This is a genomic window from Kribbella sp. ALI-6-A (genome assembly GCF_001984195.1).
In the GTDB taxonomy this organism is placed as follows: Bacteria; Actinomycetota; Actinomycetes; order Propionibacteriales; family Kribbellaceae; genus Kribbella.
Map to the genome: position 1 here is coordinate 477,312 of NZ_MTQN01000011.1, position 15,127 is coordinate 492,438.

General features: G+C 71.3%; 16 protein-coding genes. 5 read left to right on the plus strand and 11 right to left on the minus strand.

Features of this window, described 5'->3' with window-relative positions:
- Positions 1-39: 39 nt before the first annotated feature.
- The 6 genes from BWI15_RS22790 to BWI15_RS22815 form a co-directional block, all read right to left on the minus strand.
- Complete coding sequence (locus BWI15_RS22790; protein ID WP_077017213.1) at positions 40-3,660, minus strand: S8 family serine peptidase; 3,621 nt, start codon at positions 3,658-3,660, stop codon at positions 40-42.
- Between the two features lie 173 nt (positions 3,661-3,833).
- Complete coding sequence (locus BWI15_RS22795) at positions 3,834-4,721, minus strand: DUF3159 domain-containing protein (RefSeq protein ID WP_077016495.1); 888 nt, start codon at positions 4,719-4,721, stop codon at positions 3,834-3,836.
- Complete coding sequence (locus BWI15_RS22800) at positions 4,714-5,103, minus strand: OB-fold nucleic acid binding domain-containing protein (RefSeq protein WP_077016496.1); 390 nt, start codon at positions 5,101-5,103, stop codon at positions 4,714-4,716. The genes BWI15_RS22795 and BWI15_RS22800 overlap by 8 nt, the downstream gene beginning before the upstream one ends.
- 54 nt (positions 5,104-5,157) lie before the next feature.
- Entirely contained in the window at positions 5,158-5,844 is a 687-nt protein-coding gene (locus tag BWI15_RS22805; protein WP_077016497.1) for a DUF3710 domain-containing protein, read from the minus strand.
- 90 nt (positions 5,845-5,934) lie between these two features.
- Positions 5,935-6,387: a dUTP diphosphatase gene (gene dut, locus BWI15_RS22810; RefSeq protein WP_077016498.1), complete on the minus strand. Its 453-nt coding sequence runs from the start codon at positions 6,385-6,387 to the stop codon at positions 5,935-5,937.
- Positions 6,388-6,502: 115 nt separating this feature from the next.
- Entirely contained in the window at positions 6,503-7,060 is a 558-nt protein-coding gene (locus BWI15_RS22815) for a PaaI family thioesterase (RefSeq protein ID WP_077016499.1), read from the minus strand.
- A 52-nt stretch (positions 7,061-7,112) separates the two neighbouring features.
- On the opposite strand from BWI15_RS22815, the gene BWI15_RS22820 reads away from it, so the two are divergent.
- Together BWI15_RS22820 and BWI15_RS22825 are read left to right on the plus strand one after the other, a co-directional pair.
- On the plus strand, positions 7,113-7,580 hold the full coding sequence (locus BWI15_RS22820) for a DUF3093 domain-containing protein (protein WP_083750944.1): 468 nt from the start codon (positions 7,113-7,115) through the stop codon (positions 7,578-7,580).
- Between the two features lie 28 nt (positions 7,581-7,608).
- Positions 7,609-7,917 (plus strand): DUF4235 domain-containing protein, encoded by a 309-nt coding sequence (locus tag BWI15_RS22825; RefSeq protein WP_077016501.1) that lies wholly within the window; start codon positions 7,609-7,611, stop codon positions 7,915-7,917.
- A gap of 132 nt (positions 7,918-8,049) precedes the next feature.
- Here BWI15_RS22825 and BWI15_RS22830 read toward each other — a convergent pair whose 3' ends face one another.
- From BWI15_RS22830 to BWI15_RS22840, 3 genes are all read right to left on the minus strand, one after another.
- Positions 8,050-8,349 carry a DUF4193 domain-containing protein gene (locus BWI15_RS22830; RefSeq protein WP_012921380.1) on the minus strand — a complete coding sequence of 100 codons (300 nt, stop codon included), beginning with the start codon at positions 8,347-8,349 and terminating at the stop codon, positions 8,050-8,052.
- A 290-nt stretch (positions 8,350-8,639) separates the two neighbouring features.
- On the minus strand, positions 8,640-9,434 hold the full coding sequence (locus BWI15_RS22835; protein WP_077016502.1) for an inositol monophosphatase family protein: 795 nt from the start codon (positions 9,432-9,434) through the stop codon (positions 8,640-8,642).
- Positions 9,431-10,576 (minus strand): ferrochelatase, encoded by a 1,146-nt coding sequence (locus tag BWI15_RS22840; RefSeq protein WP_077016503.1) that lies wholly within the window; start codon positions 10,574-10,576, stop codon positions 9,431-9,433. The genes BWI15_RS22835 and BWI15_RS22840 overlap by 4 nt, the downstream gene beginning before the upstream one ends.
- A gap of 46 nt (positions 10,577-10,622) precedes the next feature.
- Between BWI15_RS22840 and BWI15_RS22845 the strand changes: the two genes are divergently transcribed.
- The gene (locus BWI15_RS22845; protein WP_077016504.1) at positions 10,623-11,822 is read left to right on the plus strand and encodes an MFS transporter; all 1,200 of its coding nucleotides are present in this window, start codon (positions 10,623-10,625) and stop codon (positions 11,820-11,822) included.
- On the opposite strand, the gene BWI15_RS22850 is transcribed toward BWI15_RS22845, so the two are convergent.
- The gene (locus BWI15_RS22850; RefSeq protein ID WP_077016505.1) at positions 11,819-12,430 is read right to left on the minus strand and encodes a trimeric intracellular cation channel family protein; all 612 of its coding nucleotides are present in this window, start codon (positions 12,428-12,430) and stop codon (positions 11,819-11,821) included. The two genes, BWI15_RS22845 and BWI15_RS22850, sit on opposite strands and share 4 nt — an antisense overlap.
- A gap of 75 nt (positions 12,431-12,505) precedes the next feature.
- On the opposite strand from BWI15_RS22850, the gene BWI15_RS22855 reads away from it, so the two are divergent.
- A complete protein-coding gene (locus BWI15_RS22855) occupies positions 12,506-13,498 on the plus strand; it encodes a phosphotransferase family protein (protein ID WP_077016506.1) in 993 nt (330 codons plus the stop codon).
- On the opposite strand, the gene BWI15_RS22860 is transcribed toward BWI15_RS22855, so the two are convergent.
- On the minus strand, positions 13,495-14,136 hold the full coding sequence (locus tag BWI15_RS22860) for a peptide deformylase (protein WP_077017214.1): 642 nt from the start codon (positions 14,134-14,136) through the stop codon (positions 13,495-13,497). The two genes, BWI15_RS22855 and BWI15_RS22860, sit on opposite strands and share 4 nt — an antisense overlap.
- 132 nt (positions 14,137-14,268) lie before the next feature.
- Here BWI15_RS22860 and fdhD point away from each other — a divergent pair, with 132 nt between their 5' ends.
- On the plus strand, positions 14,269-15,096 hold the full coding sequence (fdhD, locus tag BWI15_RS22865) for a formate dehydrogenase accessory sulfurtransferase FdhD (RefSeq protein ID WP_077016507.1): 828 nt from the start codon (positions 14,269-14,271) through the stop codon (positions 15,094-15,096).
- Positions 15,097-15,127 lie beyond the last annotated feature (31 nt).

Below are 15,127 nucleotides of genomic sequence, written 5' to 3' on the forward strand. Positions count from 1 at the left end.
CCGCCCGTACGCCGCCGGCGTACGGGCGGTTCGTTCGTGTTACTTCAGACCGAAGGCCCGATCGATCCGCTGGTCGACCGTGGCGCCGGAACCGCCGGCTCGCGCGCGCAGGCTGACGAAGGCCGCACCCCGTGGCGCGTCCAGCCGCGTCGTCCACCCGTCGCGAGTCTGCCGCAGCGAGACGCTCCGCCACGTCTTCCCGTCGTACGAGATCTCCAGCGTCGGCTTCGCGATGCCGGTCGTGGAGTTCGTCTCCGACCAGCGCGGTGTGACAGTCAGTTCGGAGCGCCGACCGGCCCGGCCGGCTGCGTCGGTGTCGACTGCGTAGTCCAGCTGAATCAGCGACATGACCGTGTCGGTCGCCGCCGAGCTGAAGCCCCATTCGGTCCGCGTGGCCGTCGAGTACGGATGTGGGTAAGTGCCGCGCGTGTTGTCCGCCACCAACCGGTAGGGCAGCCGCTCCGGCTTCAGCCCGCTCACCGACAACTGGTCCCGTTGCTCCTGCCCGACCAGCGTGTCGCCCTGGTACAGGCTCAGCTGCTGGGTGATGTCCCAGTTGCCGAACGCCGTACCGACGTGATCGCCACCGTCACCCCATCCGGGCGACGCCGCGGTGATCCCCTCGCCGTCCCGCACCGGCGACAGGCCCTTGGTCAGCCGCGGCCGCTGCACCGGACCGAACCACTGCAGGCGGGACTGGCTGCCGCCCTGGTAGCTGCGCCAGCCGGACTCGGTCTGCTGGACCTCGCCGGAGATCTCCGCCTTCGCCTGGTACGGCACACCAGCCGTGACCCAGTCGGTGCGGTCGCCCTGCACGGGCGTGCCGGAGGTGTTCATCGCCGACTCCCAGTCGGTGTTCCACACGTCGTACCGGTTCTCCAGCCCGAAGTCCGGCCGGAAGTTGCGGAAGGCAACATCGACGCGGGCGAGCTCACGAACCCCCGGCCGGTACGCCGGTACGGCGGGCACGTGGTCCCAGAAGCGCGACAGGTCGTAGCGGTAGTCCGGCTCAGGGTTCGACGTCACGGTCAACGTGCGCCGGCCGGCGGCGAGCTGACCGATCAGCTGCTCGCCCTCGTCGTGCGTGAGCGTGGCGATGGTGATCGGCGGCGGGTTCGGCGCGTAGATCGAGTCGGTCCACGGCTCCAGCTTGCCCGGGCCGTCGTTGACCACGACCAGCACCTTCGCCCCGGCCGCGGCAGCCGCCGACGCCTGATCCTCCAGCGACACGGTATCCGACCGCCGAACGACCACGGCCTTCCCGCGGTGGCTCCCGGTCCGGTCGGCGATGCCCTGCTCGACGAACACCGCGTCCAACTGCTGACGGCCCTCGGGCAGCGGCTTCGCGGCCCGGCGGACGAGCATGTCGTCGAACGTGCGCGTCGACGACGCCATGGTCAGCGCAGGCTGCTCCAGCCGCCAGCGCGCCCCGGCGACGAAGTCCCCGTCGGTGACCTTGCCGGTCGGCAGCACCCACACGCTGTCGTAGCTCGGGTCCGGCCAGCGCGAGGAGCCGACGGAGAAGTCCCGGCCGAAGTCGCGGTAGACGTTGGCGCGCACCTCGCCGAGCGTGGTCGCCTGCGGCGCGGTGGCGGTCAACCTGCGCGCCTGGCGAGCGTCGTACGTCGCTGTCTTGTCCCGGTCGAGGTGGATGTCGACCAGGGTGAGCACGGCCATGCCCTTGCTGCTCGGGCCGTTCGCGCCTTCGACGTCGGTGGTCAGCCAGGTGGTGTAGTCGCCCGGCGGCAGCCGGAGCTCGGCGCCTTCCTCGCCGACCACGAACTGGCCGTAGCTACCGCGGCCGATCAGAATCGCGTCACCGGCCAGCGGACGCCCGCTGCGGTCCTTGGCGTTCAGGGTGAGCTGGTACCGCTCCCCCTCGCGCCCGACGCCGATCACTGTGCTCAGCCGGACTCCGGCGGAGTTGGTCGCGACCAAGTGCCCGGACAGCTGCTTGTCGACCGGTACGTCGTTCACCGCGACGGTCACCTTGACCTGTGCGGTGCCGTGCGCGGGGACGGTCACCTTGGGACTCGACAGGGCGAACAGACCGGTCGGCGCGTCCTTCACCTGCGTCGACAGGTCGAGCTCGACCGCTTGGTCGCCGTCGTTGGTGTAGGTGACGGTCCGCTCGACCGACTCGTTCGGCTGGACCGGCCACGGGTGGTAGCCGGAGTACACCGACGCTGTGGCGCGCACGGTCGACCTGCTGGCCGTGGCGACGTCGAGCCGGCCGTTGCCGCCCTGGTACGGGATGTAGTCGGGCGTCGGCTTCGCCGTACTGACGATGGCCTCCTTGAGCTGCTGCCCGGTCCAGTCCGGGTGCTGCGCCGCGAGCAGCGCCACCGCGCCGGCCACGTGCGGCGTCGCCATCGACGTACCGCTCATCAACTGGTAGGCGCCGGAGCCCTCGGGTGCGTGCTGCGAACGGGCGGCGAGGATGTCGACGCCGGGCGCGGTGATGTCCGGCTTGAGGCCGCCGTCGCCGACCCGCGGTCCCCAGCTGGAGAACTCCGCGAGCTTGTCGGCACCGTCGACCGCACCGACGGTCAGCGCCGCGTCGGCGATGCCCGGCGCGGACGCGGTGTAGTAGCCCGGCCCGGCGTTGCCGGCCGCGACGGTGAACAGCGCGCCGGTCTCGGCGGACAGCTCGTTCAGCGACTGGCTGATCGGGTCGCTGCCGTCGGTCGGACCGCCGCCCAGGCTCATGCTGACGACCTTCGCGCGCTGGTCGCGCGCGGCCCATTCCATCCCGGCGATGATCCAGGACTCCTGGCCGCCGCCCTCGTTGTTCAGCACCTTGCCGACGTGCAGCCGGGCGCCCGGCGCGACACCGCGCTCGGTTCCGCCGGACGCCTCACCGGTTCCGGCGATGGTCGACGCCACATGGGTGCCGTGCCCGTGCCGGTCGGTGACCTCCTCGTCCGGGACGAAGCTGGTCGCCGCGGCGACCCGGTCGTCCAGGTCGGGGTGCTGCTGGTCGATCCCGGTGTCCAGCACGGCGACGTCGACGCCCGCACCGGTGTTGCCGCCGCGCCAGACCTCCGGCGCACCGATCTGCGCGGTGCTGTCGGCCAGGTCGACGACGAACTTGCCGTCCAGCCAGACCTTCTCGATCCCCCCGGCGAGCGTGGCCGCGCCGGTCGAGCGGGCCGTCGTACCGGCGGTCAGCGACTGCCAGAAGGCGGCCGGCTGGTCGGTGGACAGGGCGGCGCCCTGGATGCTGGTGAGCGACCGCTGCTTGCGGGCACCGGACGGGACCCGCTGGCTGCGCGACCAGGTGGCCGCGTCGGTGTAGGTGACGATCAGCGGGAGCTCGTCGCCGTACCCGTCGGCCAGCAGGCGGGTGACGTTGAACAGGTTCTCGTCCAGCAGCTCGGCCGCGAGGAACCGTGCGGCCGAGCGCGGGTAGACGAAGGTGTCCTGGCCGTCCACGTGGACGTCGTGGTCGGCCAGCCGGCCGTCCGGGCCGGTCACCCGGTACTGCGGCTTGCCGTCGGCGCCGGTGGTCACCTCGACCTTGTCGCCGGTGATCAGGGTGACGGTACGGGGCGTGGTGCTGGGAACTGCGGTCGGCGATGAAGCTGCCGAAGGGGCGGGCGACGCGGCGGCGGAGCCACCGGTCAGGGCCGCGGCGAGAGTCAGGGCCGCCGCGAACACGGCGGTCACCTTCCGCCCGCGACCAGGACGTGGAGTCACGAGTGCCTCACAGGGTTTCTACGGACAAAGTCGCGAAATCGTAGACACCCTGGTCACGCGCAGTCGCGGGAATGCGCTGGCACATAGTTGACACGTCGTCTACGCGACAGCGCCGGACAGCCCCTGGCGCGGGCTTACTTCTTCTTGCCGCCGCCCAGCAGGTGCGTGACGTGGTCCCGGGCCTCGTCCCACTTGTCCGGCGGCATCGAGTTGCGCAGTACGGCGTACGCGAGCCACAGGGCCAGCGCGTACAACGGCAGGCCCATGCCCACCTTCGCGATGCCGAGCGCGTTCAGGCTGCCGGTCAGGTACAGCGGCCCCTGGACGATCAGCCGCAGCGCGAACAGACCGACGAACACCAGCGTGGCCCGGTTGAACCCGCGATACATCGCCGGGTCACGGCGCCAGCCCGTGCCGGTCTGGGTGATCACGCCGTACAGCACGCCGAACAGTGGCCAGCGGATCAGCACGGTGATCAGGTAGAGCAGGCCGTAGCCGATGTTGGTCAGCAGGCCGGGCAGGTAGACGTCCTCCGCGTTGCCGCTACGGTTGGCCACCCAGGCCGAGATCAGCACCCCGACGAAACCGCCGAGCACGTTGCGCAGCGGCTGCTTGCGCAGCAGCCGGAGCACCGCGACCGCGGCCGCGCAGGCGATCGCGACGATCAGCGCGAGCCGCAGGTCGTTGTCGCTCAGGCCGTAGACGATCAGGAACGCGATCCACGGCAGCCCGATGTCGAGCAAGGCGCCCCAGCCACCGAGCGCGTGGAAGAAGTCCTTGTCGGTGGTCTTGGGCTTGGTCTCGGCCGGCTCCTGCCGGTCCGGGCCCTGCCCGTCGGTCAGCTCGTGCTCGGCCGCCTCGAACTCCGGCCGGAGGATCTCGACCAGCGTCTCGTCCAGGTCGTCGTCGGTCCGGCGGTCCCGCGGCCGGCCGGCGTCGGGCCCCAGGGCCGGGCTCGCGCCGGAGTCACGGTCCAGGTCCCGGTCGACGCCGGAGTCCTGACCCGAGCGCGGGTCAGCCATGCGCGGCCGTCGGGCGCAGCTCGTAGCGCGGGTTGAACATCACCCGGTCGCCGTCGACCACACCGATCCGGCCCGACGCGATCAGCTCCGAGCCGGGGTGGATGCCGGCGATCTTGCGCCGGCCGAGCCAGACCAGCTTCACCGTGCCGGTGCCGTCGTACAACTCGCCCTCCAGGGCCGGGACGCCGCCACGCGGGCTGAAGGTGATGGTGCGCAGTGTCCCGTACAGCGTCACCAGCTCCCGGTCGTGACAACCGGTGATCGACCGCGCGCCACAGTCGTGCGCGTAGTCCTGCAGTACCTCGGCGTCCTGCTCGTCCTGGTCGCCGGCCAGGCCGCGGAAGGCACGTCGCCACAATCCCTCGGGTTTGTCGCTGCCCATGAGATCAGTGTAGTCCGCGTCCGGACGTGCTCAGCCGGTGCTCGGGCACGTCGATCAGGCCTCTTCCTCGGCGGCCGGCTGGGCACCGGCGGGCAGCTTCAGGGCGAGCGACTCGCGCGGCGCCATCGGCTCCGAACCGCGGACCACGATCACGTTGCGGAAGGCCTCCTCCATCGGCGGGGCCGCCTCCGGCTCGACCGCCGCGCGACCGAGCACGGTGCCGCGCAGCAGCCAGCGCGGGCCGTCGACGCCGATCACCCGGGAGGTCTGGCTGAAGATCTGGCCCTCGGGGTCCTGGACCGGCACGACCAGCACCAGCTCGGTGCCGAACGGGCCCTCGGTCTCCGACGCCGTACCGCCCATCTTGGTGGCCTCGGCGGCGATCTCCTGGCGGACCTCGTCCCAGATGCCGGCGGTCTTCGGGGCGGCGAACGCGCGCAGCTCCAGCGCGGAGTCCTCCAGCACCAGCAGGATCGCCTGCACGTCGCCGCTCTGCTCGTCGACCTGCAGCCGCAGCTCCATGCCCGGCAGGCCGGTGATCACCAGCGCCCCGAGGTCGATCCGGTCCTCGGCCTCCAGCGTCGCCGGGTCCACCTCGGTGACGTCGAACGGGCCGGCGGCGCTGTTCCCGGCGGCCGGCTCCTCGGTGCCGCCGTCCTGGGCGGTCGGCTCGGTCGTCTCCTCGACGGCGTCCACCGTCGCCGGGGTGTCCTCGTTCTTGGCCTTGCGGCGGAAGATCACTGCTCTTGCCTACTTCCTCGGTCGTCAGTCTCCAGGGGCCGAAACCCCGCCGTAGTCTCGCTCACCCGCAGGTCAGCGGGCCGCACCTGCTCAGCGTGTCACACCACCGAAACCACCGGTCGAGCCGTGTCCCCCCGCACCGCGCGCGGAACCCGGCAGCGTGGTCACCTCGACGAACCGCGCCTTCTCGACCTGCTGGATCACCAGCTGCGCGATCCGGTCGCCCCGGCGCAGCGTGATCTCGGCGTGCGGGTCGTGATTGATCAGGCACACCTTGATCTCGCCGCGGTACCCCGCGTCCACAGTGCCCGGTGCGTTGACCAGCGACACCCCGTGCTTGGCGGCCAGTCCGGACCGCGGATGCACGAACGCCGCGTACCCGTCCTGCAACGCGATCGCGATCCCGGTGCCGACCAGCGCCCGCTCCCCCGGCTTCAGCGTCACGTCGTGCGACGCCACCAGGTCCGCCCCGGCGTCCCCGGGATGCGCGTACGCCGGAATCGGCAGCTCGGGGTCGAGTCTTTGGATCAGTACCTCGGTCATGGGGCCTCCTGGTCTGGACTGAGGAGTGGAAGGAGCGAAGCGACTGGAGCGACGAGGGAAGACCAGGAACCAAGGCCCCAGGACCCACCGCGCCGGAGGCGCGGCATGTGCAGAGTCATGGGTTCACCTCGTAGTCGTGGACTTGCTCGGTCGTCATGTCGGTGCCGTGCTCGACGAAGTGTTCCGGCGGGACCACCACGAACACAGCGCTCGCCCTGAGGGCCACACTGCCTTCCGGACCGCCCAGCCGCCCGACCGCCTTCGCGTACATCCGCCGGCCGGAGAACCCCAGGCACCGGGCCTGCAGGAACAGCGTCGTACCGACCGGCACCGGCCGGATGTAGTCGGTCTCGAGCCGCCCGGTCACCATCGGCCGTCGCAGCAACCACGCGAGGCCGCCCAGCGTCTCGTCCAGCGCCAGTGCCAGTACGCCGCCGTGTGCCAGACCGGGAGCTCCCTGGTGGTCAGCGGTGACGGTGAACTCGCCGGTGATGGTCACCTCTGGGCCGGCCGTCGACACCAGCCGCAGACCGGTCGGGTGCGACGGTCCGCAGGCGACACAGTTCTCGTAGTGCGACGGCAGCACCGTGCCCGGAGCAGGTGCCTCCGGGTGACGCTCCGGCGGCTCCAGCTCACGCTGCGGCGTCGCAGAGCGGGTCGGGGGCTCGATCACGAGAGGCGACCCTACCGACGCCGTTCCCGGAGCCACGTGCCAGGCTGGTGCTGTGGCTGACTCAGGGACTGATTACCGCGAGCGGTTGAGCGTGCCGGTGCGCTGGTGGATCGTCGCGGCCCTCCTCGTCCTCACCATCTGGCTGATCATCGCGGTCCCGGCCGGCCAACTGGCCGGCCTGATCGCCGGTGGAGTCGTCGCGGTCCTGCTGACCGTCCTGTTCATCCGGTACGGCGGTGCGCTGATCGAGGTGGACGCCGAGCGCCTCCGCGCGGGCCGGGCCACGATCGAGCGGGTGCACCTGGGCAAGGCCGAGGCGCTGACCGGCGAAGCGGTCCGCCACGCGTTCGGCCGCGACTGCGACCCGGCGGCGTACCTGGTGCTGCGCAGCTACCTGCCCGGCGCCGTCCGCGTGGAGATCACCGACCCGCACGACCCGGCGCCGTACTGGCTGATCGCGACGCGGAACCCGGAGCGGCTGGCAGCGGCCCTGACGTCCAACAGCGTGGCAAGATCCTGAGTCAGGGGTCCCTAGCGAGGAGGCAACGGTGATCGGAGCCAAGATCGGCTGGAAGCTGGTGCTGGCCGTCTTCACGATGGTGGTCGGACTGGTCGCCAACAAGGCGGTCACCACGGCCTGGAAGCTCGGTTCGGGCGGCAAGCCGCCGAAGGGCAGCGAGGCCGGTTACGTCGAGGTGGTCAGCTGGGCGGTCGCCAGCGGCGCGGCCGCGGCGGTGGCCAAGCGGTTCGCCGAGCAGCGCGCGGCGCAGTACTGGCTGAAGTCGACCGGGCACCTGCCGCCCGGATTCGAGAAGCAGGCTGTCAAGGGTGCCGCGAAGGACGTCGTCAAGGCCTGACCGGCACCCGGTCTCCGCGCCGACCGGCCCTGGCCGCTGAGGTGCCCGGAACGCACCAAGGGACCGGCCCCCGTGCGGGGGACGGTCCCGGGTGGTACGACTCAGCCGAGCAGGGCGACGGTGCTGCTGTTGTCAGGCAGCGCAGTCGCGGCAGATCAGCTGGCCGTTCTTGCTGTTCGCGAGCTGGCTGCGGTGGTGGACCAGGAAGCAGCTCGAACAGGTGAACTCGTCGGCCTGGCGTGGGAGAACCCGTACCGCCAGCTCCTCGTGGCTCAGGTCGGCGCCGGGCAGCTCGAAGCTCTCGGCCGCCTCGGCCTCGTCCTCGTCGACCTTGCCGGAGTTCTTGTCGTGACGGCGAGTCTTCAGCTCTTCGATCGACTCCTCGCTGGAGTCCTCGTCCGTCTTGCGCGGGGCGTCGTAGTCAGTCGCCATGGTGTTTCCCTGCCCTCTTCGTACCCGTGGTGTTGCCTGCTGAGCCCTGGAACGGATAACGCACCCGAGAAATTCCGCCTGGAATCCTCTGGTCCCCCGAAACCCTTGACAGACAGGCTGGGAGCGGACTCGCTTCCGCTCCCGAGGCAGGGATTGTGCCCTATCAACCGGTCTTCGCGCGCGTCAGGGTCCACCTTGTGACCCGCGTGTCGAAGAAATTGTCAGGACCGAACAGATAGTTGCGCATTACCGCCACGTACGGACACTTTGACTGCACAAACGAGCAGGTCCTATGCGCGCAGCGGATCCGCGGCGGCGAGTGCGTCGTGTAACGCATCGAACACCGCCGGCGTGGCGGCGATCGACATCTCCGGCGAAACCTCCGCACCGTGCAGCCCGCCGATCCGGGCGCCGGCCTCGGCGGCGACGAGCGCGCCGGCGCCGTAGTCCCAGGGGTTCAGCCCACGCTCGTACACGGCGTCCAGCCGGCCGCAGCCGACGTAACACAGGTCGATCGCGCCGACCCCGATCCGCCGGATGTCGCGGACCTTGGCGATCAGCTGCTGGACCACCTCGGCCTGCACCACGCGCCGGTCCGGGTCGTAGCCGAAGCCGGTCCCGACCAGCGCCCGGTCCAGCGACGTGCAGTCCGAGACCCGGATCGGCTTGCCGTCCAGGAACGCGCCGCCGCCGAGGGTGGCGGTGAACACCTCGCCCTTGGGCGCGTCCACGACCACGCCGGCGACCGTCCGGCCGTCCTGCTCGACCGCGATCGAGACGGCGTACGTCGGGAGGTCGTAGAGGTAGTTGACCGTGCCGTCGATCGGGTCGACCACCCAGCGGACGCCGCTGGTGCCGTTGATGTCGTCGCCCTCCTCGCCGAGGAACGAGTCGTCCGGCCGCGCGGCCAGCACGCGGGCCCGGATCAGCTCCTCGGACTCGCGGTCGACGGCGGTGACGATGTCGGTCGCCGTGCTCTTGGTGTCCGCGACGGTGATCGTGCCGCGGCGGCGCTCGACGATCAGGTCGGCCGCCTCGGTGGCGACCGTGACGGCCAGCTTCAGCAGCTCCTGCGGGGTGCTCATGCGATGTCCTTCGGTCCTGCGGTCGTGGGCTGGTCGGTCTCGGGAGTCTGCGTCGGCCGGCCCTGAGCGGGCCGGCGCAGCGCTGGGCAGCAGTCCGGGCGGCAGTTGTCCCAGCCCGGCCCCAGCTTGCCCACACAGGGCCGCTCCGGCTGCTCGCCGCGCTCGGCCTGGGCCCGCTCGACCACCAGGTCGCGCAGCATCGTCACGAACCGCGGGTCGGTCCCCGGCGTCGCCGCCCGGGCCATCGGCAGGTGCAGCTTGTCCGCCGTCGCCGCCGCCTCGGTGTCGAGGTCGTAGATGACCTCCATGTGGTCGCTGACGAATCCGATCGGCACCACAGCCACTCCGGGCACACCGGCCGCGGCCAGTTCCTCCAGGTGGTCGTTGACGTCCGGCTCGAGCCACGGCACCTGCGGCGGTCCGGACCGCGAGCAGTAGACCAGGTCGGTCCGCCGGGTGACCCCGGTACGCCGTTCCAGCTCGGCGGTGATCTCGGCGGCCACGTCCTGGTGCCAGGTGATGTACCCGTTGCCGTCCGGCCCGCTGGTCTCGTTCATCGCGGTCGGGATGGAGTGCGTCACATAGGCGATCGCCGCGTCCTCCGGCAGCTCGCTCAACGCGGCCATCGTGGACTCGACGAACGAGCCGACGAAGCCCGGGTGGTTCGCGTAGTGCCGCAGCTTGTCGATCACCGGCGCGTTCTCGACCGCGGCCGTCGCGTCAGCCAGGTTCTCCCGGTACTGCCGGCAGCCCGAGTACGACGGGTAGGCGCTGGTGACGATCACCACAGCGCGGCCAATCCCGTCGGCGGCCATCTCGCGCAGCGTGTCGGTCAGGTACGGCGCCCAGTTGCGGTTGCCCCAGTAGATCGGCAGGTCCAGCCCGATCTCGGCGAAGGACTCGCGCAGCGCGGCCAGCAGCGCCCGGTTCTGGTCGTTGATCGGGCTCTTGCCGCCGAAGCCGTAGTAGTGCTCACCGACTTCCTTCAGGCGCTCGTCGGGGATCCCCCGGCCGCGGGTGACGTTCTGCAGGAACGGCAGCACGTCCGCGGGCTTCTCGGGGCCGCCGAAGGACAGCAGCAGCACGGCGTCGTACGGGGTGGGATCGGTGCGGGCCGGAACAGGCGACACGGGGTGGGGCATGTACCGAGTTTGTCAGGCCGTCCGGATACGGTGTGCACGGTCCCCCATGCTGATGCCCTACGTCCACCTCATGCGCCGTCCCGGTGCCGCCGCGTTCTGCGCCGCCGGGATCCTCGGGCGTATGCCGATCTCGATGATCGGGCTGGGCATCGTGATCCTGATCGCCCAGGAGAGCGGCTCGTACGGACTGGCCGGTGCGGTCTCCGGCGTCGCCGTGGTCGCCGGTGCGATCACCGGGCCGATCCAAGGCCGGCTGGTCGACCGGTTCGGCCAGCGGATCCTGCTGCTGATCGGCAGCGTGCTGTGCACCGTGGGACTGGCCGGGCTGCTGCTCGCCGTCCGGGCCGACGCTCCGACCGCCGTGCTCTACCTGCTCTCGTTTGTTGCCGGTGGCACCCGTCCGCAGGTCGGCTCGTTCGTCCGGGCCCGCTGGACCCACCTGCTCGGCCGCGGCCGGGCCCTGCAGACCGCGTTCGCACTGGAGGCGGTCGGCGACGAGGTGGTCTTCATCATCGGGCCGGTGCTCGTCACCGCCCTTGCCACCCAGGTCAGCCCGTACGTCGCGCTGGCGACCGCCGGTGTGCTCGGCCTGGCCGGCGGCATCTGGCTGGCGCTGCTCCGCCGGTCCGACCCGCCGGGGCGCGGCAAGGCCAACGGAGCCGAGCAGGCTCCACTCCCCTGGCTGTCGCTCCTGCTGCTCAGCCTGATCGGTCTGGGTCTCGGGGCGACGCTCGGTAGCGCCGAGGTCGTCACGGTGGCGTTCACCGCCGAGCAGGGCCAGCCGGGCATGTCGGGCGTCGTACTGGCGGTCTGGGCGTTCGGGTCACTGCTGGCCGGGCTCTGGTACGGCTCGGTGCACTGGCGGGCTCCGGTCGAGCGCCGGCTGCTGATCGGGACGATCCTGCTCGCCATCTCGCTCGCGCCGCTGCCCTGGGTCGGCAGCACGGTCGCGCTCGGCGGAGTGCTGTTCTGCGCCGGTCTGACGATCGCCCCGACGATGGTGGCCGTCACCGCCTGCGTCGAGGAGTGGGTGCCGCCGCAGCGGTTGACCGAGGCGATCACCTGGACGGTGACCGGCATCCTGCTCGGCGTCGCTCCCGGCAACGCGGCCGCCGGGCACGCGGTCGACCTGTGGGGCGCCTCGTCGGCGTACTGGGTGCCGGTGTCGATCGGGGTGCTCTGCGCGGGGGTCGCCGCGATCTCGATCACGTTCGCCCGGCCGAAGACCCGGTTCGCGCACAACTAGCGCGGGAGCGGTGCGTTCCAGCCGCGGCGGATGGCGAGCAGGCGGATCACGAAGCAGATCACCGCGCCGGTGATCGGCACCCACAGCTCCTCGTAGTCGAGCGCCGCCGCCACGACGACGATGCCCGCGCCGAGCAGCGCCGGCGTGGCGTAGATCTCCGACCGCAGCACGACCGGTACGCGGCCGGACAGCACATCACGCACCACCCCGCCGCCGATGCCGGAGATCGTGCCGAGCAGTGCCGCGGGTAACGGCGACAGGCCGTAGTCGATCGCCTTCACCGCGCCGGTCACGCAGAACAGGGCCAGGCCGGCCGCGTCGAAGATGTTCACCAGGCGCTCCACCCGCCCGATCCGCGGATGCAGGAAGAACGTCACCAAGCCGGCCGTCACCGGCACCACGAGGTACCGCCAGTCCTGCAGCGCGGCCGGCGGCGTCGCGCCGATCAGCACGTCCCGCAGGAACCCGCCACCCAGCCCGGTCACCAGTGCCAGCACCAGGATCCCGAACACGTCCAGCTTCTTCCGTACGCCGACCAGCGCCCCGGTGATCCCGAACACGAAGATCCCCACCAGATCCAGCACGTGCAGCACCACAGATCCGTCCACGCCCGCACGGTAGCCGTCCGGGGCCGCGAAGAATTCGGAGGCTCGCGGAGTGGTCGGGCGGCTAGGGTCTGCGGCATGTCCGGGCCGCCAGTTGTCGACTACAGCGCCACCTCCGCGCGCCCGGGGTGGAGCAGTCTGCCCAGCGCTCTGCGAGAGACGCTGGCTGTTGCCCTCGGCACCGAGATCGCCGAGCCCGGCCCGGTGGTCGGCTCGGGGTTCACCGGCGGCTTCGCAGCACCGGTCCGGCTGGCCGACGGCCGCGAGATCTTCGTGAAAGCCGCACCGGACACGATGCACGCGTACGGCGCGTACCAGCGCGAGGCCGAGATCGTGCCGCAGCTTCCGTCGGCAATCCGGGTGCCGGCGATCGTCGCGACGGCGTCTGTCGAGGACTCCGATACCAAATGGTTCGCCGTCGCCTCCGAGCGGATCCACGGCCGGATGCCCGGTGCGCCCTGGACCAGCGACGACTTCGCGACCGTCACCGCCGCCTGCGAGGTGATGGCCGAAGCGCTCACCCCGGCCCCACTGCCCGGCCTCGAGGTCCTCGTCGACGACATCGCCGGCGGCGGCTGGCCGATCGACCTGCCGGCCGCGATCCGATCCGGCGACCGACCCCTGCCGCCCGGCTTCCAGCCCTGGCTCCAGACCGCCCTGCCCGAGCTGTCCGACCTGATCGCGCTCTACCCCGAAGCGCTGACCGGCGACACCGCCATGCACAGCGACCTGCGCCCCGACAACCTCCTGATCGACCAGGCCGGCCAGTGCTGGACCGTCGACTGGAACTGGCTGTCCATCGGCCCGGCCTGGTTCGACTGGCTCTGCCTGCTCCCGGTCGCGCAGTACGAAGGCGTCGACACCCAGGCCGCGATCCGCCGTATGCCGCTCACCGCCGACGTTCCCGCTGATCACCTCGACTGCGCCGCGGCACTCATCGCGGCGTACATGCTGGACGACCTCGACGCCCCGCCGCCGCCCGGCTGCACCCCGGAGCTCCGCCGCCACCAGCGCCTGTCTGCCTGGACCTTCCTCGACTGGCTGGCCCTCCGCCGCGGCTGGACCAGCTAGTCGAGGTGGAAGCCCAGCTCCTTGGCGGCCCTGGTCGGGACCGGGTCGGCCCAGCGGTTGGTGTAGTTCGTGGACGTTGCCAGTGAGCGCGGCTCCAGCTTGTCGACGTACACCGTGCCCGCCAGGTGATCGGTCTCGTGCTGGAAGATCCGCGCCTGCCAGCCGGACAGCGCGAGCCGGCGACGCGCCCCGGCGAGGTCGGTGTAGGTGGCGTCGACCTCGAGCGGTCGGTTCACCACTCCGGTGTAGCCGGGCATGCTCAAGCACCCCTCGTAGAAGCCACGCCGATCCCGCCCGCGCGCCTCGTACGACGGGTTCAGCACCGCGAGGAACTCCAGCGGATACCGCTCCCGCGCCTCCGCGACCTCCTCGGACACCTCCGCCGGGTCTTCCAGCACCGCCATGCGCAGCGGGATCCCGACTTGCGGCGCGGCCAGCCCGACACCGGGCGCTGCCTTCATCGTCCGCCGGAGCAGCTCGACGAACTCCGTCAGGAGCTCGCCGTCCAGCTGTCCGTCGTACGGGTCGGCCTGGCGCCGCAGCACCGGATCCCCGAGCGCCACGATCGGCGCGACGTCGTCGCGGTACAGCTCGACCAGCGCCTCGACGCGGTCCTTGACGGTGCTGGCTGTGCTCATGGCTCCTCGGGAGGTGGTGGTCACGTGGTGGGTCAGCGGTGCGACGAGCGAGCTCGCCAGCAGCGTCCGCCGGGTCATCCGCACGGTGCGCTCCGATCGGTCGGTTCCACCCCGCAGCATAGGATCGACGCCATGGGCAAAGGGCCGGTGACGCGGTACAAGGTCGAGGTGCTGGACGGCGAGACGACGTCACGCCGCGAGGACGTCGTGGTCACCGAGGAGCCGCTCGAGCTGCGCCTGGAGTGGCCGGGCCGGCCTGCCGAGCCGCTGACCGTGACGATGCGCACGCCGGGCTCCGACTTCGAGCTGGCCGCCGGGTTCTGCCTCGGCGAGGGCTTCGCCGTCCGGCCGGACGCGATCCGGACCGTTGCCTACTGCACCGATGTGAAGCTGACCCGCGAGCAGCAGTTCAACACCGTGACGGTCAGCTTCGACGGTCCACCCGACCGCGAGCCCCCGCAGCGGTACGGCGTGACCTCGGCCGCGTGCGGGGTCTGCGGTCAGCAGAGCCTCGACGAGCTGGCCGAGCGCGAGTACGCGCCGGTCGACCCGGTCGAGGTCCCGCTGGACGTCGTACTGCGGCTGCCGGACCTGCTGCGCGAGGCCCAGCCCACCTTCGGCCGGACCGGCGGACTGCACGCGGCGGGCCTGTTCACCGCTGACGGCCGCAAGGTGGTCGTCAAGGAGGACGTCGGCCGGCACAACGCCGTCGACAAGGTGATCGGCTGGACCGTGCTCAACCAGCACAGCCGCAAGGGCCTCGTGCTCACGCTCAGCGGCCGCGCCGGGTACGAGCTGGTCCAGAAGTCCGTCGCGGCCGGGATCGGCATGATCGTCGCCGTCGGCGCGCCCTCCAGCCTGGCCGTCGACCTCGCCCGCAGGTTCGGCGTCACGCTGGCCGGCTTCACCCGCGGCGCGCGCTGTGTGATCTACAGCTCACCGGAGCGTATTCTCCGATAGACCCATCCGCCGCGGTGGTCGCTCCGAATCT

What these genes read in the sequence shown, in the direction of transcription:
- BWI15_RS22795 (WP_077016495.1), bottom strand. Translation starts at nt 4,721, where the DNA reads ATGGCTGACCCGCGCTCGGGTCAGGACTCCGGCGTCGACCGGGACCTG.
- BWI15_RS22800 (WP_077016496.1), bottom strand. Translation starts at nt 5,103, where the DNA reads ATGGGCAGCGACAAACCCGAGGGATTGTGGCGACGTGCCTTCCGCGGC.
- dut (WP_077016498.1), bottom strand. Translation starts at nt 6,387, where the DNA reads ATGACCGAGGTACTGATCCAAAGACTCGACCCCGAGCTGCCGATTCCG.
- BWI15_RS22830 (WP_012921380.1), bottom strand. Translation starts at nt 8,349, where the DNA reads ATGGCGACTGACTACGACGCCCCGCGCAAGACGGACGAGGACTCCAGC.
- BWI15_RS22835 (WP_077016502.1), bottom strand. Translation starts at nt 9,434, where the DNA reads ATGAGCACCCCGCAGGAGCTGCTGAAGCTGGCCGTCACGGTCGCCACC.
- BWI15_RS22840 (WP_077016503.1), bottom strand. Translation starts at nt 10,576, where the DNA reads ATGCCCCACCCCGTGTCGCCTGTTCCGGCCCGCACCGATCCCACCCCG.
- BWI15_RS22845 (WP_077016504.1), top strand. Translation starts at nt 10,623, where the DNA reads ATGCTGATGCCCTACGTCCACCTCATGCGCCGTCCCGGTGCCGCCGCG.
- BWI15_RS22855 (WP_077016506.1), top strand. Translation starts at nt 12,506, where the DNA reads ATGTCCGGGCCGCCAGTTGTCGACTACAGCGCCACCTCCGCGCGCCCG.
- BWI15_RS22860 (WP_077017214.1), bottom strand. Translation starts at nt 14,136, where the DNA reads ATGAGCACAGCCAGCACCGTCAAGGACCGCGTCGAGGCGCTGGTCGAG.
- fdhD (WP_077016507.1), top strand. Translation starts at nt 14,269, where the DNA reads ATGGGCAAAGGGCCGGTGACGCGGTACAAGGTCGAGGTGCTGGACGGC.